The 18,417-nt window shown below is 49.3% G+C and carries 14 protein-coding genes; all 14 read right to left on the bottom strand.

Going from position 1 to position 18,417, the window contains the following annotated elements; all coding sequences use genetic code 11:
* Window positions 1-36 precede the first annotated feature (36 nt).
* The 14 genes from ORJ00_RS07635 to ORJ00_RS07570 all read right to left on the bottom strand — a co-directional run bounded on the left by ORJ00_RS07635 (window position 37) and on the right by ORJ00_RS07570 (window position 18,407).
* Window positions 37-1,032, bottom strand: coding sequence for a branched-chain amino acid aminotransferase (locus tag ORJ00_RS07635; protein WP_305974308.1), 996 nt, complete (start codon window positions 1,030-1,032; stop codon window positions 37-39).
* 60 nt (window positions 1,033-1,092) lie between these two features.
* Window positions 1,093-2,532: a metalloprotease TldD gene (gene tldD, locus ORJ00_RS07630; protein ID WP_027671033.1), complete on the bottom strand. Its 1,440-nt coding sequence runs from the start codon at window positions 2,530-2,532 to the stop codon at window positions 1,093-1,095.
* Entirely contained in the window at window positions 2,529-3,374 is an 846-nt protein-coding gene (locus ORJ00_RS07625; RefSeq protein WP_306136309.1) for a carbon-nitrogen hydrolase family protein, read from the bottom strand. Before ORJ00_RS07625 ends, tldD begins: the two co-directional genes overlap by 4 nt.
* Window positions 3,367-7,233, bottom strand: a complete 3,867-nt coding sequence (locus ORJ00_RS07620; RefSeq protein ID WP_306139445.1) for a YhdP family protein — start codon at window positions 7,231-7,233, stop codon at window positions 3,367-3,369. Before ORJ00_RS07620 ends, ORJ00_RS07625 begins: the two co-directional genes overlap by 8 nt.
* 78 nt (window positions 7,234-7,311) lie before the next feature.
* The gene (gene rng, locus ORJ00_RS07615; protein ID WP_306136311.1) at window positions 7,312-8,778 is read right to left on the bottom strand and encodes a ribonuclease G; all 1,467 of its coding nucleotides are present in this window, start codon (window positions 8,776-8,778) and stop codon (window positions 7,312-7,314) included.
* Window positions 8,775-9,350, bottom strand: coding sequence for a Maf family protein (locus ORJ00_RS07610; protein WP_027671037.1), 576 nt, complete (start codon window positions 9,348-9,350; stop codon window positions 8,775-8,777). The genes rng and ORJ00_RS07610 overlap by 4 nt, the downstream gene beginning before the upstream one ends.
* Before the next feature lie 38 nt (window positions 9,351-9,388).
* Entirely contained in the window at window positions 9,389-9,871 is a 483-nt protein-coding gene (mreD, locus tag ORJ00_RS07605; RefSeq protein ID WP_305974304.1) for a rod shape-determining protein MreD, read from the bottom strand.
* Window positions 9,871-10,728, bottom strand: a complete 858-nt coding sequence (gene mreC, locus ORJ00_RS07600) for a rod shape-determining protein MreC (RefSeq protein WP_027671039.1) — start codon at window positions 10,726-10,728, stop codon at window positions 9,871-9,873. The genes mreD and mreC overlap by 1 nt, the downstream gene beginning before the upstream one ends.
* A gap of 29 nt (window positions 10,729-10,757) precedes the next feature.
* Window positions 10,758-11,801 carry a rod shape-determining protein gene (locus tag ORJ00_RS07595; RefSeq protein ID WP_008219881.1) on the bottom strand — a complete coding sequence of 348 codons (1,044 nt, stop codon included), beginning with the start codon at window positions 11,799-11,801 and terminating at the stop codon, window positions 10,758-10,760.
* Window positions 11,802-12,020: 219 nt separating this feature from the next.
* A complete protein-coding gene (locus ORJ00_RS07590; RefSeq protein ID WP_306127069.1) occupies window positions 12,021-16,265 on the bottom strand; it encodes a DUF6701 domain-containing protein in 4,245 nt (1,414 codons plus the stop codon).
* Window position 16,266: 1 nt separating this feature from the next.
* Window positions 16,267-16,677, bottom strand: coding sequence for a type II secretory pathway component (locus ORJ00_RS07585; RefSeq protein ID WP_306127068.1), 411 nt, complete (start codon window positions 16,675-16,677; stop codon window positions 16,267-16,269).
* A complete protein-coding gene (locus ORJ00_RS07580; protein ID WP_306139444.1) occupies window positions 16,667-17,458 on the bottom strand; it encodes a PilW family protein in 792 nt (263 codons plus the stop codon). The genes ORJ00_RS07585 and ORJ00_RS07580 overlap by 11 nt, the downstream gene beginning before the upstream one ends.
* The gene (locus tag ORJ00_RS07575) at window positions 17,458-17,970 is read right to left on the bottom strand and encodes a type IV pilus modification PilV family protein (RefSeq protein ID WP_306127066.1); all 513 of its coding nucleotides are present in this window, start codon (window positions 17,968-17,970) and stop codon (window positions 17,458-17,460) included. The genes ORJ00_RS07580 and ORJ00_RS07575 overlap by 1 nt, the downstream gene beginning before the upstream one ends.
* Entirely contained in the window at window positions 17,964-18,407 is a 444-nt protein-coding gene (locus tag ORJ00_RS07570; protein ID WP_306127065.1) for a prepilin-type N-terminal cleavage/methylation domain-containing protein, read from the bottom strand. Before ORJ00_RS07570 ends, ORJ00_RS07575 begins: the two co-directional genes overlap by 7 nt.
* Window positions 18,408-18,417 lie beyond the last annotated feature (10 nt).

Genomic DNA, 18,417 nt, shown 5'->3' with positions numbered 1-18,417 from the left:
GGCGCAACTCTGCGCCCTTGTAAAACCTTACAGGCCTCAGCAGACTTTCGTTAACCAACCGTGTTTATCTTCGGCTTTACCCCACTGAATATCGTTCAGCGCCTGTCGTAAAGCATTTGTCGTGGTGCCAGCGCCACCTGAACCCACGGTGTATTCTTTGCCGGCGTGAATTAGCGTACCTACCGGTGTTAATACAGCTGCAGTGCCAGACAATGCCGCTTCGGCGCCTGGTTTTTGCGCGCGCTCCAGTAGCTCATCTACGGTTAACTCGCGCTCGGAGACTACCATGCCGCGATCACGCGCCAGGGTTAAAATAGAATCACGTGTTATGCCATGCAAGAAAGAACTGTCTAAGGCTTTGGTAATAATTTCATTGCCGTCGATCAGCAGGAAGTTGGCCGCACCGGTTTCTTGTACATCACCATTGGGGCAAAACAGCACTTGATCAGCCTGCACGGTTGCACGCGCTTGCATAATTGGTTGAAGCGCACTGGCGTAGTTACCACCGCTTTTAACCATGCCCATATGTGAAGCACAGCGGGCGTTATCTTCTAACAATAAACGCAGTGCTTTACTACCGCCGGCAAAGTAGTCGCCAACCGGTGATAACAACACATACAACAAAGACTCCAAACTGGGGGCTGCAGCTTTACCAATTGAAGCCTCGGTACCAATATGGGTTGGCCGAATATACATTGAACCCGGCGGTGTGGGCACATCAGCGGCAAAACGTTTCACCATGTCTAAAATCATCTGGCTTAACATGGCAGCCTCAAACTGGGGCAGAGCCAGTAACTTACTGCTTTGTTGCAGGCGCGCGACGTTTTTTTCCATGCGGAACATATACACACCGCCGTCGGCATGCCGAAACGCCTTTAAACCTTCAAAGCAGGTACTGGAATAATGCAGCACATGTGCACCAGGGTGCAACTTTATACTGTCTGAAGCGACCATTTCAGGCGTGCTCCAACTGTTGTCATTAAAACGCGAGATGATCATCTCGGGGGTAAATACGGTGCCAAATGCTGCCATTTTGCGTTATGTCCCTGTGATTTGTTCTATTTACGGTTTATATCTATGAATTCTGGCACCTTACTGGGTACCGCCTACGGTTATGGCATCCAGCTTCAGTGTCGGCTGGCCTACGCCAACCGGCAAACTCTGACCTTGTTTACCACATACGCCCACGCCAGCATCCAGCGCAAGATCATTGCCGACCATAGACACCTGTTGCATCGCTTCAGGCCCGCTACCTATCAAGGTAGCGCCTTTAATTGGCGAGGTAATTTTACCGTTTTCGATCAGATAAGCTTCTGATGCTGAAAACACAAATTTACCAGATGTGATATCGACCTGGCCACCACCAAAATTGGGCGCATAAATACCTTTTTTAACGCTGGCGATAATTTCTTCTGGATCATGCTGCCCCGCCAACATGTAGGTGTTGGTCATTCGTGGCATAGGTAAATGCGCAAACGACTCGCGGCGGCCGTTACCCGTAGGTGGCACGCCCATTAGCATGGCATTGTGTTTGTCCTGAATATAACCTTTTAAAATGCCGTTTTCGATAAGCACGTTGTGTTGGCTTGGTACGCCTTCATCGTCGATATTCAGTGAGCCACGCCGATGCGCTAAGGTGCCGTCATCAACAATAGTACAAAGCTTCGATGCAACCTGTTCGCCAACCCGGCCTGAGAACGTAGAAGAACCTTTACGGTTGAAATCGCCTTCTAAGCCATGTCCTACTGCTTCATGCAATAATACGCCAGGCCAACCACTGCCCAGCACTACCGGCATGGAGCCAGCCGGCGCGTCAATAGCGGTTAAGTTAACCTGCGCTTGTCGCACGGCTTCACGTGCATAATGTTGCCAGCGCGGCTCGCCGTTAATGTCTTCAGAAAAATAGCTATAGTCTGTACGACCACCACCACCAGCACTGCCGCGTTCGCGACGCTCACCCTGCTGCAGTAACACCGAGCAATTTATACGAACTAAAGGCCGGATATCACTGGCGAAAGTGCCATCACTGGCGGCAACTAATACTTCTTCATAAACGCCTGACAAACTTACCATGACCTGCTCAGCACGGCTGTCCAGCGTGCGAATATAGGCTTCAACCTGGTGCAGCAAAGCCACTTTGTCGGTATTAGATAAGCTTTGCAGTGGCTCACACGGCAGATAAATATTGCTGTTACCGCTTTTGCTAAACGCTTTAACGCTGCCATGCTGCCCCTGTACCGCGATACCACGTGCAGCGGTTGCGGCCTGCTTTAAGGCTGCAGCACTGATAGTATCGGCGTAGGCGAAACCGGTTTTTTCGCCACTGATTGCCCGCACACCCACGCCACGCTCAATGTTAAAAGAGCCATCTTTAACTAAGCCGTCTTCCAGCACCCAGGACTCATGCACGCTGGATTGAAAATATAAGTCAGCGAAATCCAATTGATGATCGAATAAGTAGCCCAATGTCTGCTGTAAATCATCAGCAGTTAGTTCAGAGGCGGTAATAAGGTTGTGCTCGGGTGATGTCATGGTTTGAGCTCACTATTAAATCGGTTATGGTGCGCCAGCGGCATAGCTTGCTTAAGCCGCGCGCAGTCGTTTAAATCTATTTCGGCTGAGATCCAGCCAGGTGCTGTGCCAGCATCGGCAATCACTTCACCCCAAGGGCTAATAATCAGGCTATGGCCATAGGTTTCACGGCCGTTAGCATGTGTACCTGTTTGGTTAGGTGCCAAGACAAAACACTGGTTTTCTATTGCCCTTGCCTGCAACAACGTATGCCAATGAGCGGCGCCGGTAACCTTGGTAAAGGCTGATGGCACAGATAACAGGTTCATACCTTGTTTGGCTAATGCCTGCATCAGCCCCGGAAAACGCACATCATAGCACACTGATAAGCCAAGCTTTAACTCACCCAGTGTAGCTAACGTTATTTTCTGGCCAGCATAGGTGCTCGCTGACTCGCGATAGCTGCCTGTATTGTCGGTTACACTGACATCAAACAAATGCATTTTTTGATAGTCGGCTATGATACTGCCATCAGGGGCAAACACAATACTGCTGGATGCAAAGCGCGCCGGATCAGCACTGGCAGTGGGTAAGGAACCGGCCAAAAGATAAATACCAAATTGCTGTGCCAGCGCCGCACACTGCTGTTGTATTAGCCCTTGCCCCAGCGGTGCCTGATATTGCTGCTGTAAACCATCTCGGCCGCCAAACACGGCAAAGCACTCTGGCAACGCTACCAGATGCGGCAAGCCATCTTGATAAGCGCGACTAAGTTGTTGCAGGTAATGCACCACTGCAGCAAAATTCTCTGTTGGCTGTGGCGTACTCGTGAGTTGAATGGCGGACACACGCCAGTTAGCCATGGGGCAGGTTCCTTGCCGGCTCGGGACTATCATTGTCGGGTTGCTCAATAGTCAACTCGGGTTGCGCTACCCGAACGGGTACCGGCACTTCTTTACTGTGCCGGTTAACTTCAGTTACTACGGGTTGGTCAAAACTGCCTGTCACGGTAAAGTTTATTTTTGAAATCACTTCAGCACTTTGAAACATTTCGTCTAACGCCAATGCGGCAAGCCCCGTAGCCGGGTTTACCATCCAGGCAATAATCACCGGCAAGCTGGAAGTCACTTTGGGTGAAAAGGCCATCTGGTAATCCATTTTTTTGCTAACCAAATCGGCGTAACCCTGAATATTTAAACTGCCCGGTACGCCGTCTACGGCCGCGTCACTGGTTTGCACAACACCTTGCGACAACGCCAGGTTACCGGTCATGTTGTTATAAAAGAAACCTTTGGAAAACACGTCACGAAAATCCAGCTTTAACTTTCTTAGCAATGAATCCAAACTAAATATAGAAAACAATCTGGCGCCTTTGTCACTGACTTCAGTCAGTGAGCCCTCATCTAACCGGTAATCAATGTTACCTGCCAGGTGTCGCAGCTCAAACTGAGAGGGCGCCCCGGTCCAATTCAGGGCAAAATTAATGTCAGCGGCACTGCCGGCAATGGCAGAGGTAATTTGGTATTCATCTAACATGGCACCTAAGTTATTGCTGGTTAGCTTACCGCTAAACTGACTAACGCCCAGCGCATCATCGTCCTGCCAATAGCCGCTGGCCGTTAATTGGTTACGCTTATACTTCGCCGTAAAATCAGTCAGCAGCCACTTATCATCAACGCTATGGGCTTGCGCCTGCACCTGACCAAATTGATAACTGCCAATAGCGCAATCTGTACAGCTAACCGTTAGCGGCGGTAATTGCAACATCCAACGCTGCACCTCAGGTGTCAGGACCAAGCCGTCTGTTGCATCGTCAACCACAGCAGCTAAAGGTAGCGGCAAGTGCAGATAGTCCAGCTTGGCGGTAATACCCTGCCCTTGCCAGTCTTTACTAAACATCCACTGACTGGCAACTTCGGTACCATTTAATTGCAGTTGCCACTGCTGCGGTTGCTGGTTAAGTTCAAACACCGTGTTGTTTAGTATCACTCCCGGCGCGACACCCAGCTGCCGTAATTTGCCTCGTACCTGCGCAAGGGGAGGAAACAGCGGCTTTTCTGCGGTGGGGCTAACCGCCAATTGCTGTTGTAACACATCAAGCCAAGGCAAAAAATCGAGTTTTGCCAAATCTATACTAATGTTAAAGCCGGTGCTATTGATGCCGGTATCCTGTTCTGCGGCAATAAGATGCACCCGGCTAAACTGCTGGCTGTCGTGCTGTAATTCGGCATGAAAATGCAGCTGTTGGTCATAGTGTGCAGCAATCACCGATTGAGCAGCATCGCCTTTAGCCGTAATGGTTAGCGCAGCAGCTTTATCTGCAGCTTTACTAAAAGGCGCTGGCAGCAATAGTGCGGTGTCGGTTAGTGCTGACGTTAATTCTGCACTGTAGCTAAAGCCTTGCTGCGGTAGTGCTAACGCTACATTCAACTGCCAGTCAGTGGTGCCATCAACAAGATCAGCGGCCGGTGCATATAACGCCTGCAGCAGCGGTTTTGCTTGTTGCTTACCCTGAACCTGCAAGGCCAGTTGATAGGCATCGTCTACTTGCTCGCCGTTAAGTGCAGCGGTCAATGGCAGGCCTCGCCATTGCAAAGTTAAATTGTCAGCATGAATTTGCTCATTGCGAAATGACACCTTACCGCCAACCTGATTCAACTGCATATCAGGCGCCTGTAATGCCAGGCTAAGCTGGTCAAAACTGACCTCACCGCTAGCTAGAACAGAGCGCTGCTTAAGGCCTATCGCCAGAGTAACATCACCTTGCACCTCGCCATTAAGGCCAAGGTGCTGTAACGTTTTACCCAAGTTATGTTGCAGTGGCGATTGCAATATTAAATCGGTAACGGCTTGTGCAGGTAGTTGCTGTTTAATCTGAATATCCAGGGTGTCAGCATGAAACAAATCAGCAATTTTGGCCGTTACCCCACCCTGCAGCGACACGCTTGCCAGTTCACCCGACTCGGCGTCTATTTGCATAGCGGCATTTTCAAACCACAGCTGCGCTTTTAACTGTTCAATGGCAGGCCAATCCGGCGCGAAAGCAAATTCCCCCTGATCCAGCTCGGCGTCTACCTGAAACACCCCTTGCTGTTCATGATAAGGGAACCCAGATGGGGCACCATGCCACAATACGGTGGCATTGGTAACGTTACCCTGGCGGATAGCGGGTTCAAGGTATTGCCGCACCGTAGCGGGCATATAGCGTTGCGGTAAGTACTGCTCAATGTTAGCGGCGTCTACATTTTGTACACGCGCCAGAATTTGCAAACGTTCATCCCACTGAAAACTGGCGTCTAATTGTAATTCTGGGCTGGTTAAACGCAGTGATGGCACACTAAAGCGCCACTGTTCAGCAACAGGTTGCACATATAAGGTAGCATCCAAATTACTATACACCGTTGGTTGGGTAAATAACCCATCCCAGCGCAGCTCACCTTGCTGGCCTTGTAACACCAGTTTAGAAACGGTATCGCTGAGCCAAAACTGACCGGCAATACCGCTTATACCAGGAATATCACCTTGTGGCTGAGACTCCAGAGCATCAAACTGACCGGCAAGTTGCCATTGCTGCTCGTTAATATGCCACTGCAATTGCTGTAAATGCCCGCGAGGGTGAAATGCCACTAATCGATGTAACAGTGCAATATCGTCAGCTAATAGGTTCGCTAGTGGAGTAACAGCCTCTAGCCTAAAATTGTCTAAGCTGCCAAGCCAGGCGCCATTTTGGTAGTGCAGCTGCAATTGTAAATCCTGCCACTGTTCCTGCTCGGCAGCCAGGGTTAATGCACCCGAGTACAGCGACCAGCCAAAAGCGGTTGGCTCCCACAACAATTGCCCCTGCCCCAGCCGAAGCTGATGCAGCTCATTGTCTCGCTGCCAGCTAACACTATTGTCGGCAAGTTCTACCTGAAACCGGCGTAGTAAACCACCATCAATACGGCCCCAGGCTTTAAAGTTAATACTGGCCTGCTGTAGTTTTTGGCTGGGGGGCAAGACGTTAGCAAACCATGGCAGCACATCCAACCGCTCGCTTTCTAAATAGAGTTGACCAAAGGCATCTGCAAGCTTGGCACCGTATAGATCGAGTGTAAATGACAAGGTATTGGCTGTCACACCTGCCAAAGACAGTTCACCAAATCCCTGGTGCCTGTTGCCACTGTTGGCCCAATCCAACTGTTTGATATTTAACACTAGGTCAGTAGCATTATCGTTTTGCAGCACCAGCTGGCTATCAACGACAGAGAAATAAGCAAGCTGCTGAAAAAACAGCGTTTCTAATGCCGCAAGTACAGGTGCTGTATCTAAGCTATTTTGCTGTTCATTACCCAGCACGCTATCGGCATCAACATAGTACCTTAGGCCGCTGAGTTCAAAATGTTGCGCCGTCAATTGCCGGTTTAACACGCTGCGCCAAAAATCAAGCCGCACCCGGGTTTCACTGATACTTAGCTGAAGTTGTTGCTCTGTGTTATACAGGCTAATGTCTTTGAGTAATAAAGCCGGACCATATTTTTGCCAGCCCGCGCTAAGTTCACTGATCTGTACCTGTGCACCATAGCGGTCGCTTATCAATTGCTCTATGTAGTGTTTGTAGTCATCAGCATAAGGCAAACTGTAGCGCAGCACTGAAATTAGCACAGCCAGCAACACCAGCATCACCGCAAGTGCGAGCCAGAGTTTATGTAAACAGTAAAAACACACCCGTTTTGCTTTTTGCACTAACCTATAGCCATTTCAACAAAATAAAAATACATGCCCAGCCTGCGTCAATCACTGCGTTGCAGCGGGTGACACCTATTAGGTCATGACGACATCGAACTGTTCCTGATTGTATTGAGGTTCAGTTTTAATATTGATTTGCTTGCCAATAAACACCTGCAATTCAGCCAGACTATGAAATTCATCATTTGTCAGGGCGTCTTTTACCGCCGGCGACACATAGACCATAAACTTGTCGGCACTATAGGCCCGGTTTACCCGCACAATTTCGCGTAAAATCTCAAAACAAACCGTTTCAACGGTTTTTAAACTGCCACGCCCTTCACAAACAGGACACTCAGAGCAGAGAATATGTTCTAAACTTTCCCGCGTTCTTTTGCGGGTCATTTCCACCAGGCCCAATGCGGAAAAGCCATGAATATTAGTTTTAGCCCGATCACGCGCCAGCGCCAGTTCTAAGCTGTGAAACACACGTTTTTTGTGTTCTGCGCTTTGCATATCAATAAAATCGATAATAATAATACCACCTAAATTGCGCAGCCGTAGCTGCCGCGCAATAGCTTGAGTCGCCTCGGCATTAGTATTAAAAATAGTTTCTTCCAAATTTCGATGCCCGACAAAAGCACCGGTATTAACATCAATGGTAGTCATGGCTTCAGTTTGATCGATAATCAGATAACCACCACTTTTTAATGGCACCTTACGCTCTAACGCCCGCTGAATTTCATTTTCAACATCAAACATATCGAAAATTGGCCGCTCGCCGGGGTAGTATTCCAACAACGGCGATAAATGCGGAATAAACTCTTCACAAAATGCAGTAAGTTGCTGATAGGTCAGTTTCGAATCAACCCGTACACGCTCCAACTCAGTGCCAACGAAGTCTCGCAGTATGCGATAAGTCAGTGTGAGATCTTCATAGACCACACCTTCTTTGCGGGTTTTTTGCTTACGCTTAACCACCTTAGCCCAGAGTTTTTTCAGAAACTTAGCATCTTGAGCCAGCTCTTCTTCACGTGCACCTTCTGCAGCGGTACGCACAATAAAGCCACCCGTGTCGTCAAGATATTGGCTAACAATGTCTTTTAAACGCTGGCGTTCGGTTTCAGTATCCAGTCGTTGTGATACCCCGACATGAGGCGACCCTGGCATAAAAACTAAATAACGCGACGGTAGTGTAATGTCAGTTGTTAACCGCGCCCCTTTGGTGCCCAAAGGATCTTTTACTACCTGCACCAGTAAATACTGACCTTCCCGCACTAATACACGAATATCTTTGCTCGCAGCGGGTTTGCTGTCTGCATCTGTCACGCTGTCGTGCTGTACGATATCAGAGGCATGCAAAAAAGCTGCTTTTTCCAGCCCGATATCAACAAAAGCAGCTTGCATACCCGGTAACACGCGGCTTACTTTGCCGACATAAATATTACCTACCAGCCCTAGTTTTGCCTGCCGCTCAATATGCAGCTCTTGCAATACACCATTTTCAATCAGTGCAACCCGGGTTTCACTCGGGGTAACATTAAGCAGTAACTCTGCACTCATAGCGATTCCTGCCATTGTTGTAGCATCTGTTCCGTTTCACACAGCGGCAACCCCACCACAGCGGTGTAACTGCCGTTAATCCGCTGCACAAATTTTGCGGCCAAGCCCTGAATACCATAGCCACCCGCCTTGTCTTGCGGTTCGCCACTGGCCCAGTAAGCACTAATTTCAGCCTCAGTTAACGGGCGAAAGTACACTTGCGTTGTGACCAACTGTTGCAACTGCCGCACTGGGCTAACGAGGGCTACTGCGGTCACCACCTGATGGCTTCGCCCTGACAAGCGCTGCATCGTCTGGCGAAACTCAGCAAAATCAGTTGGCTTACCTAAAATGTCATTATCAACAACCACGATGGTATCTGCTCCCAGCACCGGCAGCAAAGTGGTTAGTCTGGCTAAACCAGCATGGGCTTTTGCCAATGCCAGCCGCTGCACATACTCTACTGCGGACTCACCAGGCAACGGCGTTTCGTCAATATCGGCTTTGACCAGTTCGTAGTTGACACCCAATTGCGCCAGCAGTTCACGCCGGCGTGGAGAAGATGAGGCTAAAGCAATGGTAGGATAGTTCATTAAAGCAAGTTCATTAAAGAGAGTTCATTAAAGAAAGTTCATTGAATTTTCAGTTGCCGCCGATAGCGACGTAACAACCAAAACAACCAGGGCCACACCAGCATGCCGGTTAATACCGGCCACAGATATTGCGGCCGAAAATACACCCCGGTTAAGAAATGACTGAGCCAAAACAGCAATAGTTGGTAAAGCGCTAATAACATCCCCAGCAATAGGGCTTGTTGTATCACCGAAAAATTTCGCATTTTAAGATGATGCTGCGCAACCACAAAAATAACCACGGAAAAGGCCAACGCATTTACGCCAAGTACGGTACCAACTAATACATCCACGACAAAACCAGTAAAAAAGGCGGTTAATACACCCACCCGTTGTGGTAATGCCATGGCCCAGTACATTAATACCAATAACGCCCAGTCTGGCCTTGCCAGCTTAACAAGCTGTGGCATAGGCATAACCGTGAGCAGCAACGCAACAAAGAGCGAAAGATAAATAAAACTTAAACGCTGAGGTCTACGCATCAGGGTTGCTCCGGTGCAGGGGTATCTTCTTTCACCGCAGTACGGCCAGACAACAGCAGTACATGACGAATGCGATCAAGCTGAGCATAAGGTTCTGCATATACCACCATAAAAGGCTGGCTGGCGTCCTGACTTATGCGTACCACTTTAGCCACAGGGTAACCTTCTGGAAAGCGACCATCCAACCCTGATGTTAATAGACGATCACCTTCACGAATATCCGTGCTGTGTGGCAGATGCATCACTCTTAACAAGTCCCATTGGCCAAGCCCTTCAACAATAGCACGAACCCCTGTGCGTTCTGCACGTACGGCCAACGCATGGGTATTGTCAGAAATCAGTAACGCCCGGCTGCTGTTGGGGCCAACACTCACCACCTGCCCTACAACGCCCAACTCGTCGATAAGGGGCTGTTGCTCAGTAACACCACTGCTACTGCCTTTATTTAACACAACCTGATGACTAAATGGATGACTGTATACTGCCAGTACTTCAGCGGCTAAAAAGCTGTCTGTAACGCCTGCACCAGAGCCAAGTAACGCTCGCAATTTTTCGTTTTCCTGTTGTAAAAAGCGTAACAGCTGTAGCTGACCACTTTGTTGTAGCAGGGTATCTTTTAAGCGGGAATTTTCATCTAAAACGGTTTGCTGCGACATAAACTGCTCAGACGCACCTGAAAACAAGGTCTCTGGCAAACTTGCAACGTAAAATAGTGGACTGGCTGCCGCAGTTAAGTAACTACGTAATTGGGTAGAACTATCGGTATAGCGGTCTAGAAACATCAGGCCAGCACTAAACACTACGGCTATGAACAACCGCAGTGTCAGTGACGGGCCCCGACTATAATTTTGATTCATACTGGTGTAAACACGGACAACCGGCTCAGTTAATCATAACTGAACACATCACCACCGTGCATATCTATCATCTCCAGTGCTTTACCGCCACCACGGGCGACACAGGTTAACGGGTCATCGGCGACAACTACCGGTATACCGGTTTCTTCCATCAGCAAACGGTCTAAATCTCTCAACAAAGCACCGCCGCCAGTTAATACCATTCCACGCTCAGAAATGTCTGAAGCCAACTCAGGGGGCGATTGCTCAAGCGCAACCATCACTGCACTAACAATACCCGCTAGTGGCTCTTGTAAGGCTTCTAAAATTTCATTACTGGTCATGGTAAAGCTACGTGGCACGCCCTCGGCAAGGTTACGGCCCCGAACTTCAATTTCTAATACATCATCACTAGGATACGCCGAACCAATTTCAGTTTTAATCCGTTCGGCCGTCGCTTCACCGATTAAAATGCCATAGTTGCGACGGATATAGTTAACGATAGCATCGTCAAATTTGTCACCACCAATACGAACAGAGGAAGAATACACCACACCGTTAAGTGAAATAATTGCTACTTCGGTGGTGCCACCACCAATGTCGACAACCATTGAGCCGGTTGCTTCAGACACTGGCAAGCCAGCGCCTATTGCCGCGGCCATTGGCTCATCAATAAGGTAAACTTCGCGGGCACCGGCACCTTGTGCCGATTCGCGAATAGCCCGGCGCTCAACCTGAGTGGAACCACAAGGAACGCAAACAAGAACTCGTGGGCTGGGACGCAAAAAGCTGTTGCTGTGCGCCTGGCGAATAAAATGCTGCAGCATTTTTTCCGTGACATAAAAGTCGGCGATTACACCATCTTTCATTGGCCGAATGGCTTTAATATTACCTGGCGTTCGGCCAAGCATCCGTTTAGCGGCATGGCCAACAGCGGCTACGCTTTTAGGGCCGCCGGCGCGCTCTTGCCGTATGGCTACTACAGAGGGTTCATTCAGCACTATGCCCTGATCTTTAACATAAATCAGAGTGTTCGCTGTACCCAGATCGATAGATAAGTCGTTTGAAAAAAGGCCACGCAATTTATTAAACATGAAAGAACCGGATCCTTATAAACCTGAGCAACCAGACATCACTCAGCTCTGCCGCGCCACAGCACAACAGGAGTGGTAAATATAGCTGGGGTTATTCTAAGTAAGTCCCCGCCATGTGAATAGCTTTATCTTACATTTTTGTGCAATTAAACCAAGTAACCGCCGCATTTATCTGTCAGGTCCGGTAAAGGCCATTCCATAATGGCTTAAACTCAATGACTATTGAAAAAGTTCGCGCCAGGAAATTTGCCGTGGGTTACCACGAAAACGACCAAACATCACTTCTGCAGAGGGGTTCTGCTGCACATCTTCTACCGTACCGCGCCAATAATATTGCAACCAAGGCGACGTTTCGTATTCAACTTGCCAATTCCCTGGGCTACCTGACGGGTTTAGCCACAAACGTTGCGGCGGCAATTGCCCCTGTAACACCATGCCGCCACTGCCCGCCAAACTCAAGCCCGGCGACGACGGTGTTGTGGTTAACAGCCCGGCCGTGCTATTTAACACAGTACAATTGTCTGCCAAATTAGTTTGGAATTGACTACCATCCCAATATTGTGTGCGAAACGTTAGCGGTAGCCGTTCTTCTTCTGGCCCGGCAGCATTTTCTATTACCAACCGGCCATAGCGCAGCACTGTTGTGTTGCTGGTAAGCGTTTGTAAGCCAACGCTCGTTACTGCATCTGTATCGATGGGCGCAGCAAACACATTTAACGCCAGCGGTGCGACCAACGCATCAGGCCGGCTTGCTTGATGGGTAGCAAAAACCTGCGCCGAACCAAGTTGCCATGTGCCAATAGGTGCAATTGCACCTACCGATAGCTCTGCGCCTGAAGGCAAATCAGGCGCGCTATAGCGCACGCCAGAAGATGCCGATGCTGACGTCCAGGTTTGCACATTTAACCGGGCAAAATCGCCCTGATAATTCTGCGTAATCTGCCCATCGCTATTTTTCGCTTCCAGTGTAAATGCTGTGCTAAAGGACGGCTGAGCAAAATAAGTAAAACTACCGCATGCAGCGGTCGCCACACCTGCGTTAACACTAAAAGAAGCGGGTATAAAACGTCCTGTTGGCAAACTGCTGGCGTTTGGCACTGGGTCTGTCATACCAAGATAGTTAAAAGCCGGAGTGTTAAAGCGAAACACGCCAACTTCTGATACTGCCTGCGACACAAGGCTTTGCCCATTTAACGAAGCGCTGTGATTGTATTGCGATGTTAACAGGGTACCGACAACCCCAGCCGACGGCGCGACAAGCGTATGCGATAAGCTAAGATTATTTTGGCTAAAATTCGGCGTTACCGGGTTGAGGCAATGATCGGCACTACCTGCTTCATAACGGTGGGCGGTAACTTGCAGCATGAAGGGTTCCCCAGCTTGACGAAACACCCCACAGCTGGCATCACCAGCGGCACATTCACCGCCCGTGGCTATACACATGCCCTGTGGCCGGCGCACAAACTGATCTGCGCCATTCATCACTAAGCCGCTGTCATTACTCGATACGGCTCCGCTATAACGCGCATTTAGCTGTACCAGGCCTGCATCGGCATAATTCACCGCTATCGTAGCCTGACCGGCAGCATTAAAATTCAGTGGCACATTTACTCGACTGGCTTCGGTCAAGCCGGCATTAGTGCCGTTGACACTTACCGCCAAACTGGCTGGCCGCCCTGTTGCGCCAGGTGAAATATAATCGCTCCAAAAGGCCACATTACGGGTTACGTTAGCAAACTCGGGGACACATTGCTGACTGACGTTGTCTTTGCGCACCGCACTGAGCAAAATATTCTGCACAGGAAGGTTAGCTATGCCGTCTGGTGCATCAAATATCAAACCACTGTCAGCAAAAGTGATGCTACAAGCTTGCGTGCTAAGGGCTCCTGCGCCAGCCCGGCATAAGGTTTGGCTTAGCGGTCTGGTATTAGGCACAGAGCTACTTACACCAATAGTTGTGCTTCCTACCACAGTTCGACGCAACGCTACGGTAGTTTGCCCGCCGCTGAAGTTAAGCACGTTGCCGCCCTGCCAATTAACATTAGCGCTGTTAACCGGGCTTAAGCTAGCCGTGACCGGTTCCGTCACTAACTCCGAACAACTGGCATTTTTGCACGCCCGCACGGTAAAGGTTTCCGGCTTACAGGTAAGCGCCTGCCCGGTGTAATCAAACTCGAAATGATCAATTTGCTGGCCCACGGGTAATGACCGCAACGCACAGATGCTTAAATTATCTAACTCATGGATATTGGTTGACCCGCCGGTAGAGCCGGTAAGTGATAAAAAGAAATTCTCTGGCACCGGTGCCTGGCCGGTTTGCGTTTGTGCGTTAAAAGGCGCGATGAGGGTAACATAACCACTGCCGGTATTGCGCTCTACCGACACCAACGTTGTGCCAGCGGTGCGTGAGTCAATGGTAAATCTATACCGATGCGGCGTGTTTTGATTGCCATCTACGGCGGGCGATAAACATGCGCCTCCGGTATTGGTTGTGCCGTTGTTGCAGGTGCCGCGCAAGTAACGATAGCCGCTGTTCTCAGAGCCTGATCCCCGAATGACCACCGACTGCCGTCTTCGGCCAATGCTGCCGACCCCACCTTCATTAGAAAAATTACCGAACTCGTCTAGTCCGAAGCCGAGCCAGCCACCAGCAAAACCAGGAATACCCGGTTTATAGCCATAACCTAAAGCACCGCCAAAAGCACCAGGCTGAGGGGTGATACTGGCATCTGACAGTACCACCGCAAGGCCATCTGCACTGCTACCGCCATATGCCCAATAATCAAACTCAACAACCACTAAATTGTTTGCCGCAGGATATAAACGCTGATAGGTAGCAGACGTGGCCTGATTCGCTATTGCTTGTGTCATGCGCAAGCGGCTATTCACCACAGACGGCGTAAAACTGCCATTACTTCGTGCCGTTACCCAAGTATCGGCTAAATTAGCAGCGCTAAAGTCGTCGGCTAAACATGCTGTACATAAACTGGTGCGAGCACGGCCGTCATAACTATTGCCAGCCAACTGGTTTTGGTACATCTGCTGAATTTGCACATCGCTGAGTGCTTGATTAAAAATAAGCACTTCGTCAATATCACCGCGAAAATCATCCGCGGTGTTCCCGTTGGCTTGCCACCAAATTCCTATCGCAGAGCGGGTTACATTTAAATTTGTCGCACTTGCAGTAACACAACGCACTAAATTGCCATTAAGATACAGACATAGCTGATCACCATTTCGAACCAGGTTGGCTTGCGTCCAACTGTTGTTATTCACGACAACGGAACTACTACCGCCGGCAAAACTATAATAATTACCTTTTAAACCAGCACGCACCTCATTGCTACTATTGATATACAGTTCTACCTCTGTATCAGAGCTGTTGCTGCTGGCTGAAAACAATTCTCTAAAACCACTGCCTGCAGTAAGGTTAAACCAAAGTGACAGCGTAAAGTTTGCCCGGTTATTTAGTACCGCAGCTGGCACACTAATATAGTCACCACCCGCTGCGGTTAGGCCCGCGGCTTCAAGTACCTGTCCATCCAATTGCGAAGCAACGTTAAAGCCTGTAGCGGGGTAAGTCCCCATTAGATCGTCAATCACACCATTGTTTACCGCAGTACACAGATCTAAAGCATAATGTGCTACCGGAACAGGCTGGCAAGCATCAGCTGGCGTAGAATTGGGTAAACATTGGCCATAAACCTGGCTGCCGGATAATACATTCACGGTAGAATAATTCGGCGCCGTCAACACGCCGTACACCACACTGTTATTGGTTACGCTAATTGCGCCACTATTGCTGCTTACCGTTACCAAGGACGTCGCGCTACCAATGACGGAGTTGCTAATTGTCGTACTACTAGAACCAACAAGGGTGCCACTGGTCATGATGACATTAGTTAACGACATGGTATTGTTTGAGGTCTGAGTAAAAGCCCCTGACAAGGTACCACCGCTAAACGCCATGCCGGAGCGCGCCGTAGCACCACCTAAAAGATTAGTATTATTGGTTGTGATGGTATTGCTGCTACTGGTAACAAGGCCTGTAATTGCCCCCCCGGTAAGCGAAACTGACCCCGATGTTGTAATGCTGCCATTCACACTGAAATTATTTAACGTTATTGCACTGCTGTTGGCTTGAATATCACCCCACAAGGTATTGCTATTGGTGCTTATAATGCTGCCATAGTTACTCAGCAAATTAATACGGTTGGCAGAAGTGCCTATTTGAGCCCCATTCAATAAAAAACCATTGTTGGCTGAGATAGCTGAACTGGCGTTAGCAATAACAATATCGCCGCTATTTAACGTGACCCTGCCGTTACCATTGCAATTGTAAGTTGAACCGCTGGTATTCCAATTTGTTGAACACGGCGGAAACTGACCCAAGCTGAGGTTATAGGTTACTGCTAGCGCCATGTTGCTGAAAAATAAAGCCGCAAGAAGATATCCGCTTCGCATATCATCGCACCTCAATCTGGATGGTGCGGCTAGTTTGCACATCTGCAGCGTTGCAATTGGCGGTACTATTTAAACGGAAAATGCGCACCGACCCCGCTTCTACCGCTAAATAGGAACTGCACGTTACAACAGCATTGCAGCTGTCTAGCGCTGCGCCGCTAAAGCTAAAAGCAGGTGATATTGCTGCACAATTCGCCGTACCGCTGTTTAACGGAAATAACTCTGTTAGCGCCAGCTCTAAGCCACTTTGGGCAGCAAACAAGGTGCGGGTGCCCTGTACTTCGTACACCACGGTTTCACTACTGCTGCGTAATAGCCTCGACACGCTAAACACCAGCAGCAACATCACGACAATAATAAATACGGCAATCACCAATGCGCTGCCTCGCTGAGCCTGAAGTTTAAGGAACATTGGTCAGGTGCACCTCATAGTTAAAAAACATGTCTGAACTGCTATCGCTACCAAACTGTAAAAACACATTCACTACCGCATTGCGGTTTAACACCGGCTCCCACACTCTAAATGCGGCGTCTCTAAGCTGTTGTGCCATTAACACACCAGCGCCAGCACTGGGAAAGCCTGCCGCGAATGAATGCCCTACCAGCCGGCGAATTTCACCGTTGCTGGCACAATAGCTAACTGGTGTGGCCAAAATATAAAAGCGCCGCTCTGGCGAATCGGCGGCAAAACTGTGTGCAGCTGTTAGCTGTAACTCAACTGAAGCGCCATTGGCCGGATCAGTAATAGCTGCGGCATTTTGCACGGTGGCAGCCAAATTGACACGATGAGAGCTTACGCCATAGTAATCATTCGCTTCGGTGGGATAAACAATCAGCGGCAAGTTCAGTAAACTGCTATCCCAGTTAAACAATTGTAGATGTATTTCCGTATCCGACACAGGATACACAGGCAGCGTTGTATAAACGCCACTAGCTTCCACCGGAGTAAATTCTAAACAGCTTATCACGCCAGGTAGCTCGTTAAGTCGCACACTATTTGGCGCAGCATTTCTAAGCTCGCGCACCAAACGCTCTGCGACAAAACGGCTTTGGCCCAGTATTTGTTCGCGCTGAGCCACGTCGGAATACAGCCGGGCACCAAAACCAAGGTAGCTGCTAACGCCGGTAGCCAGGATACCCAGTAGCACCATTGTGACAATTAGCTCGATAAGGGTAAAACCACGGCAACGCATTACCAATTTCCCTTAATAGCGGCAAACTCAACCACATCACCGGTTGGCGTGGTAATAGTTATAACAATTCGTTTTGTCAGCACACTGTCGTAGCTCACCTGTACTTGCACACGGTAAGCGCGGTAAATATTCTCCATTCTGGTATCATCGCCAAAAATATTGTTGATGGCATTGCCGCTAAGATCCAGATTATGAAAATCGTCTACATCATCAAATTGTGCACGCGTTTCGCTATCAGGCCCTAAACTTATTGACGCCGTACAGGCTGACGCTCCGGCTTCATTGCAGCGCAATAAGCCGCCGCTGCGGCTACTTTGCTCATCAAAAGACTTCGCCAGTATTTCATTCATCAGGCTTTGGCCAAGCTCAGCTGCCCGAACCTGATGCCAGGGGTCGACGCTTTTAATCGCTAACGGCCCCAATACCGAGGTAACAATGGTTAAACTAATGGCCAACACCACAATGCCGATCACAAGCTCTATTAATGTTACCCCTGCCATGCGCTTTAGCATGGGTGAATGTAACCTTCGGTTTCAATGCACAGCAATAGCGGTGCACTGCCTTCAATAGTTAGCTGACACGCCCCAACACAGCCTAATGGCCGGCCCATGTTATCAAACCCTATACTGGTACTGGTGCTGGAAAAACGGATATTGTCCCGCGCAGCAGGGCACAGCACCAGGCTACTGTCGCTGGCGCAACTTAAGCCGGAAGCCACCAGGCTATCGCTACTAATGGTAACGGAGGGAGCGGAACAAAAGGTGCACTGCATGGCTTGCATCTGCACTTGTCGCAACAAGCTTAACGCCTGATCGCGATAGACATATTCAGAGGTACCCGTCGCGGTAAAAAAACGGGGTAACAGGCTAACCGCCAGTACCCCGATTATAATTAGCACCACAATAAGCTCTATTAAGGTAAAGCCAAATTGTGGATGCTGAGCTTTCATACTGCTAACA

It is taken from the genome of Rheinheimera baltica (assembly GCF_030731985.1).
Lineage (GTDB): Bacteria > Pseudomonadota > Gammaproteobacteria > Enterobacterales > Alteromonadaceae > Alishewanella > Alishewanella baltica.
This window is presented reverse-complemented; position numbering and strand designations above follow the sequence as displayed.

Excerpts from the sequence above, each read along its gene's own strand:
- ORJ00_RS07635 (WP_305974308.1), bottom strand. The coding sequence starts at position 1,032 with ATGGCAGCATTTGGCACCGTATTTACCCCCGAGATGATCATCTCGCGT.
- tldD (WP_027671033.1), bottom strand. The coding sequence starts at position 2,532 with ATGACATCACCCGAGCACAACCTTATTACCGCCTCTGAACTAACTGCT.
- ORJ00_RS07625 (WP_306136309.1), bottom strand. The coding sequence starts at position 3,374 with ATGGCTAACTGGCGTGTGTCCGCCATTCAACTCACGAGTACGCCACAG.
- rng (WP_306136311.1), bottom strand. The coding sequence starts at position 8,778 with ATGAGTGCAGAGTTACTGCTTAATGTTACCCCGAGTGAAACCCGGGTT.
- ORJ00_RS07610 (WP_027671037.1), bottom strand. The coding sequence starts at position 9,350 with ATGAACTATCCTACCATTGCTTTAGCCTCATCTTCTCCACGCCGGCGT.
- mreD (WP_305974304.1), bottom strand. The coding sequence starts at position 9,871 with ATGCGTAGACCTCAGCGTTTAAGTTTTATTTATCTTTCGCTCTTTGTT.
- mreC (WP_027671039.1), bottom strand. The coding sequence starts at position 10,728 with ATGAATCAAAATTATAGTCGGGGCCCGTCACTGACACTGCGGTTGTTC.
- ORJ00_RS07595 (WP_008219881.1), bottom strand. The coding sequence starts at position 11,801 with ATGTTTAATAAATTGCGTGGCCTTTTTTCAAACGACTTATCTATCGAT.
- ORJ00_RS07590 (WP_306127069.1), bottom strand. The coding sequence starts at position 16,265 with ATGCGAAGCGGATATCTTCTTGCGGCTTTATTTTTCAGCAACATGGCG.
- ORJ00_RS07585 (WP_306127068.1), bottom strand. The coding sequence starts at position 16,677 with ATGTTCCTTAAACTTCAGGCTCAGCGAGGCAGCGCATTGGTGATTGCC.
- ORJ00_RS07580 (WP_306139444.1), bottom strand. The coding sequence starts at position 17,458 with ATGCGTTGCCGTGGTTTTACCCTTATCGAGCTAATTGTCACAATGGTG.
- ORJ00_RS07575 (WP_306127066.1), bottom strand. The coding sequence starts at position 17,970 with ATGCTAAAGCGCATGGCAGGGGTAACATTAATAGAGCTTGTGATCGGC.
- ORJ00_RS07570 (WP_306127065.1), bottom strand. The coding sequence starts at position 18,407 with ATGAAAGCTCAGCATCCACAATTTGGCTTTACCTTAATAGAGCTTATT.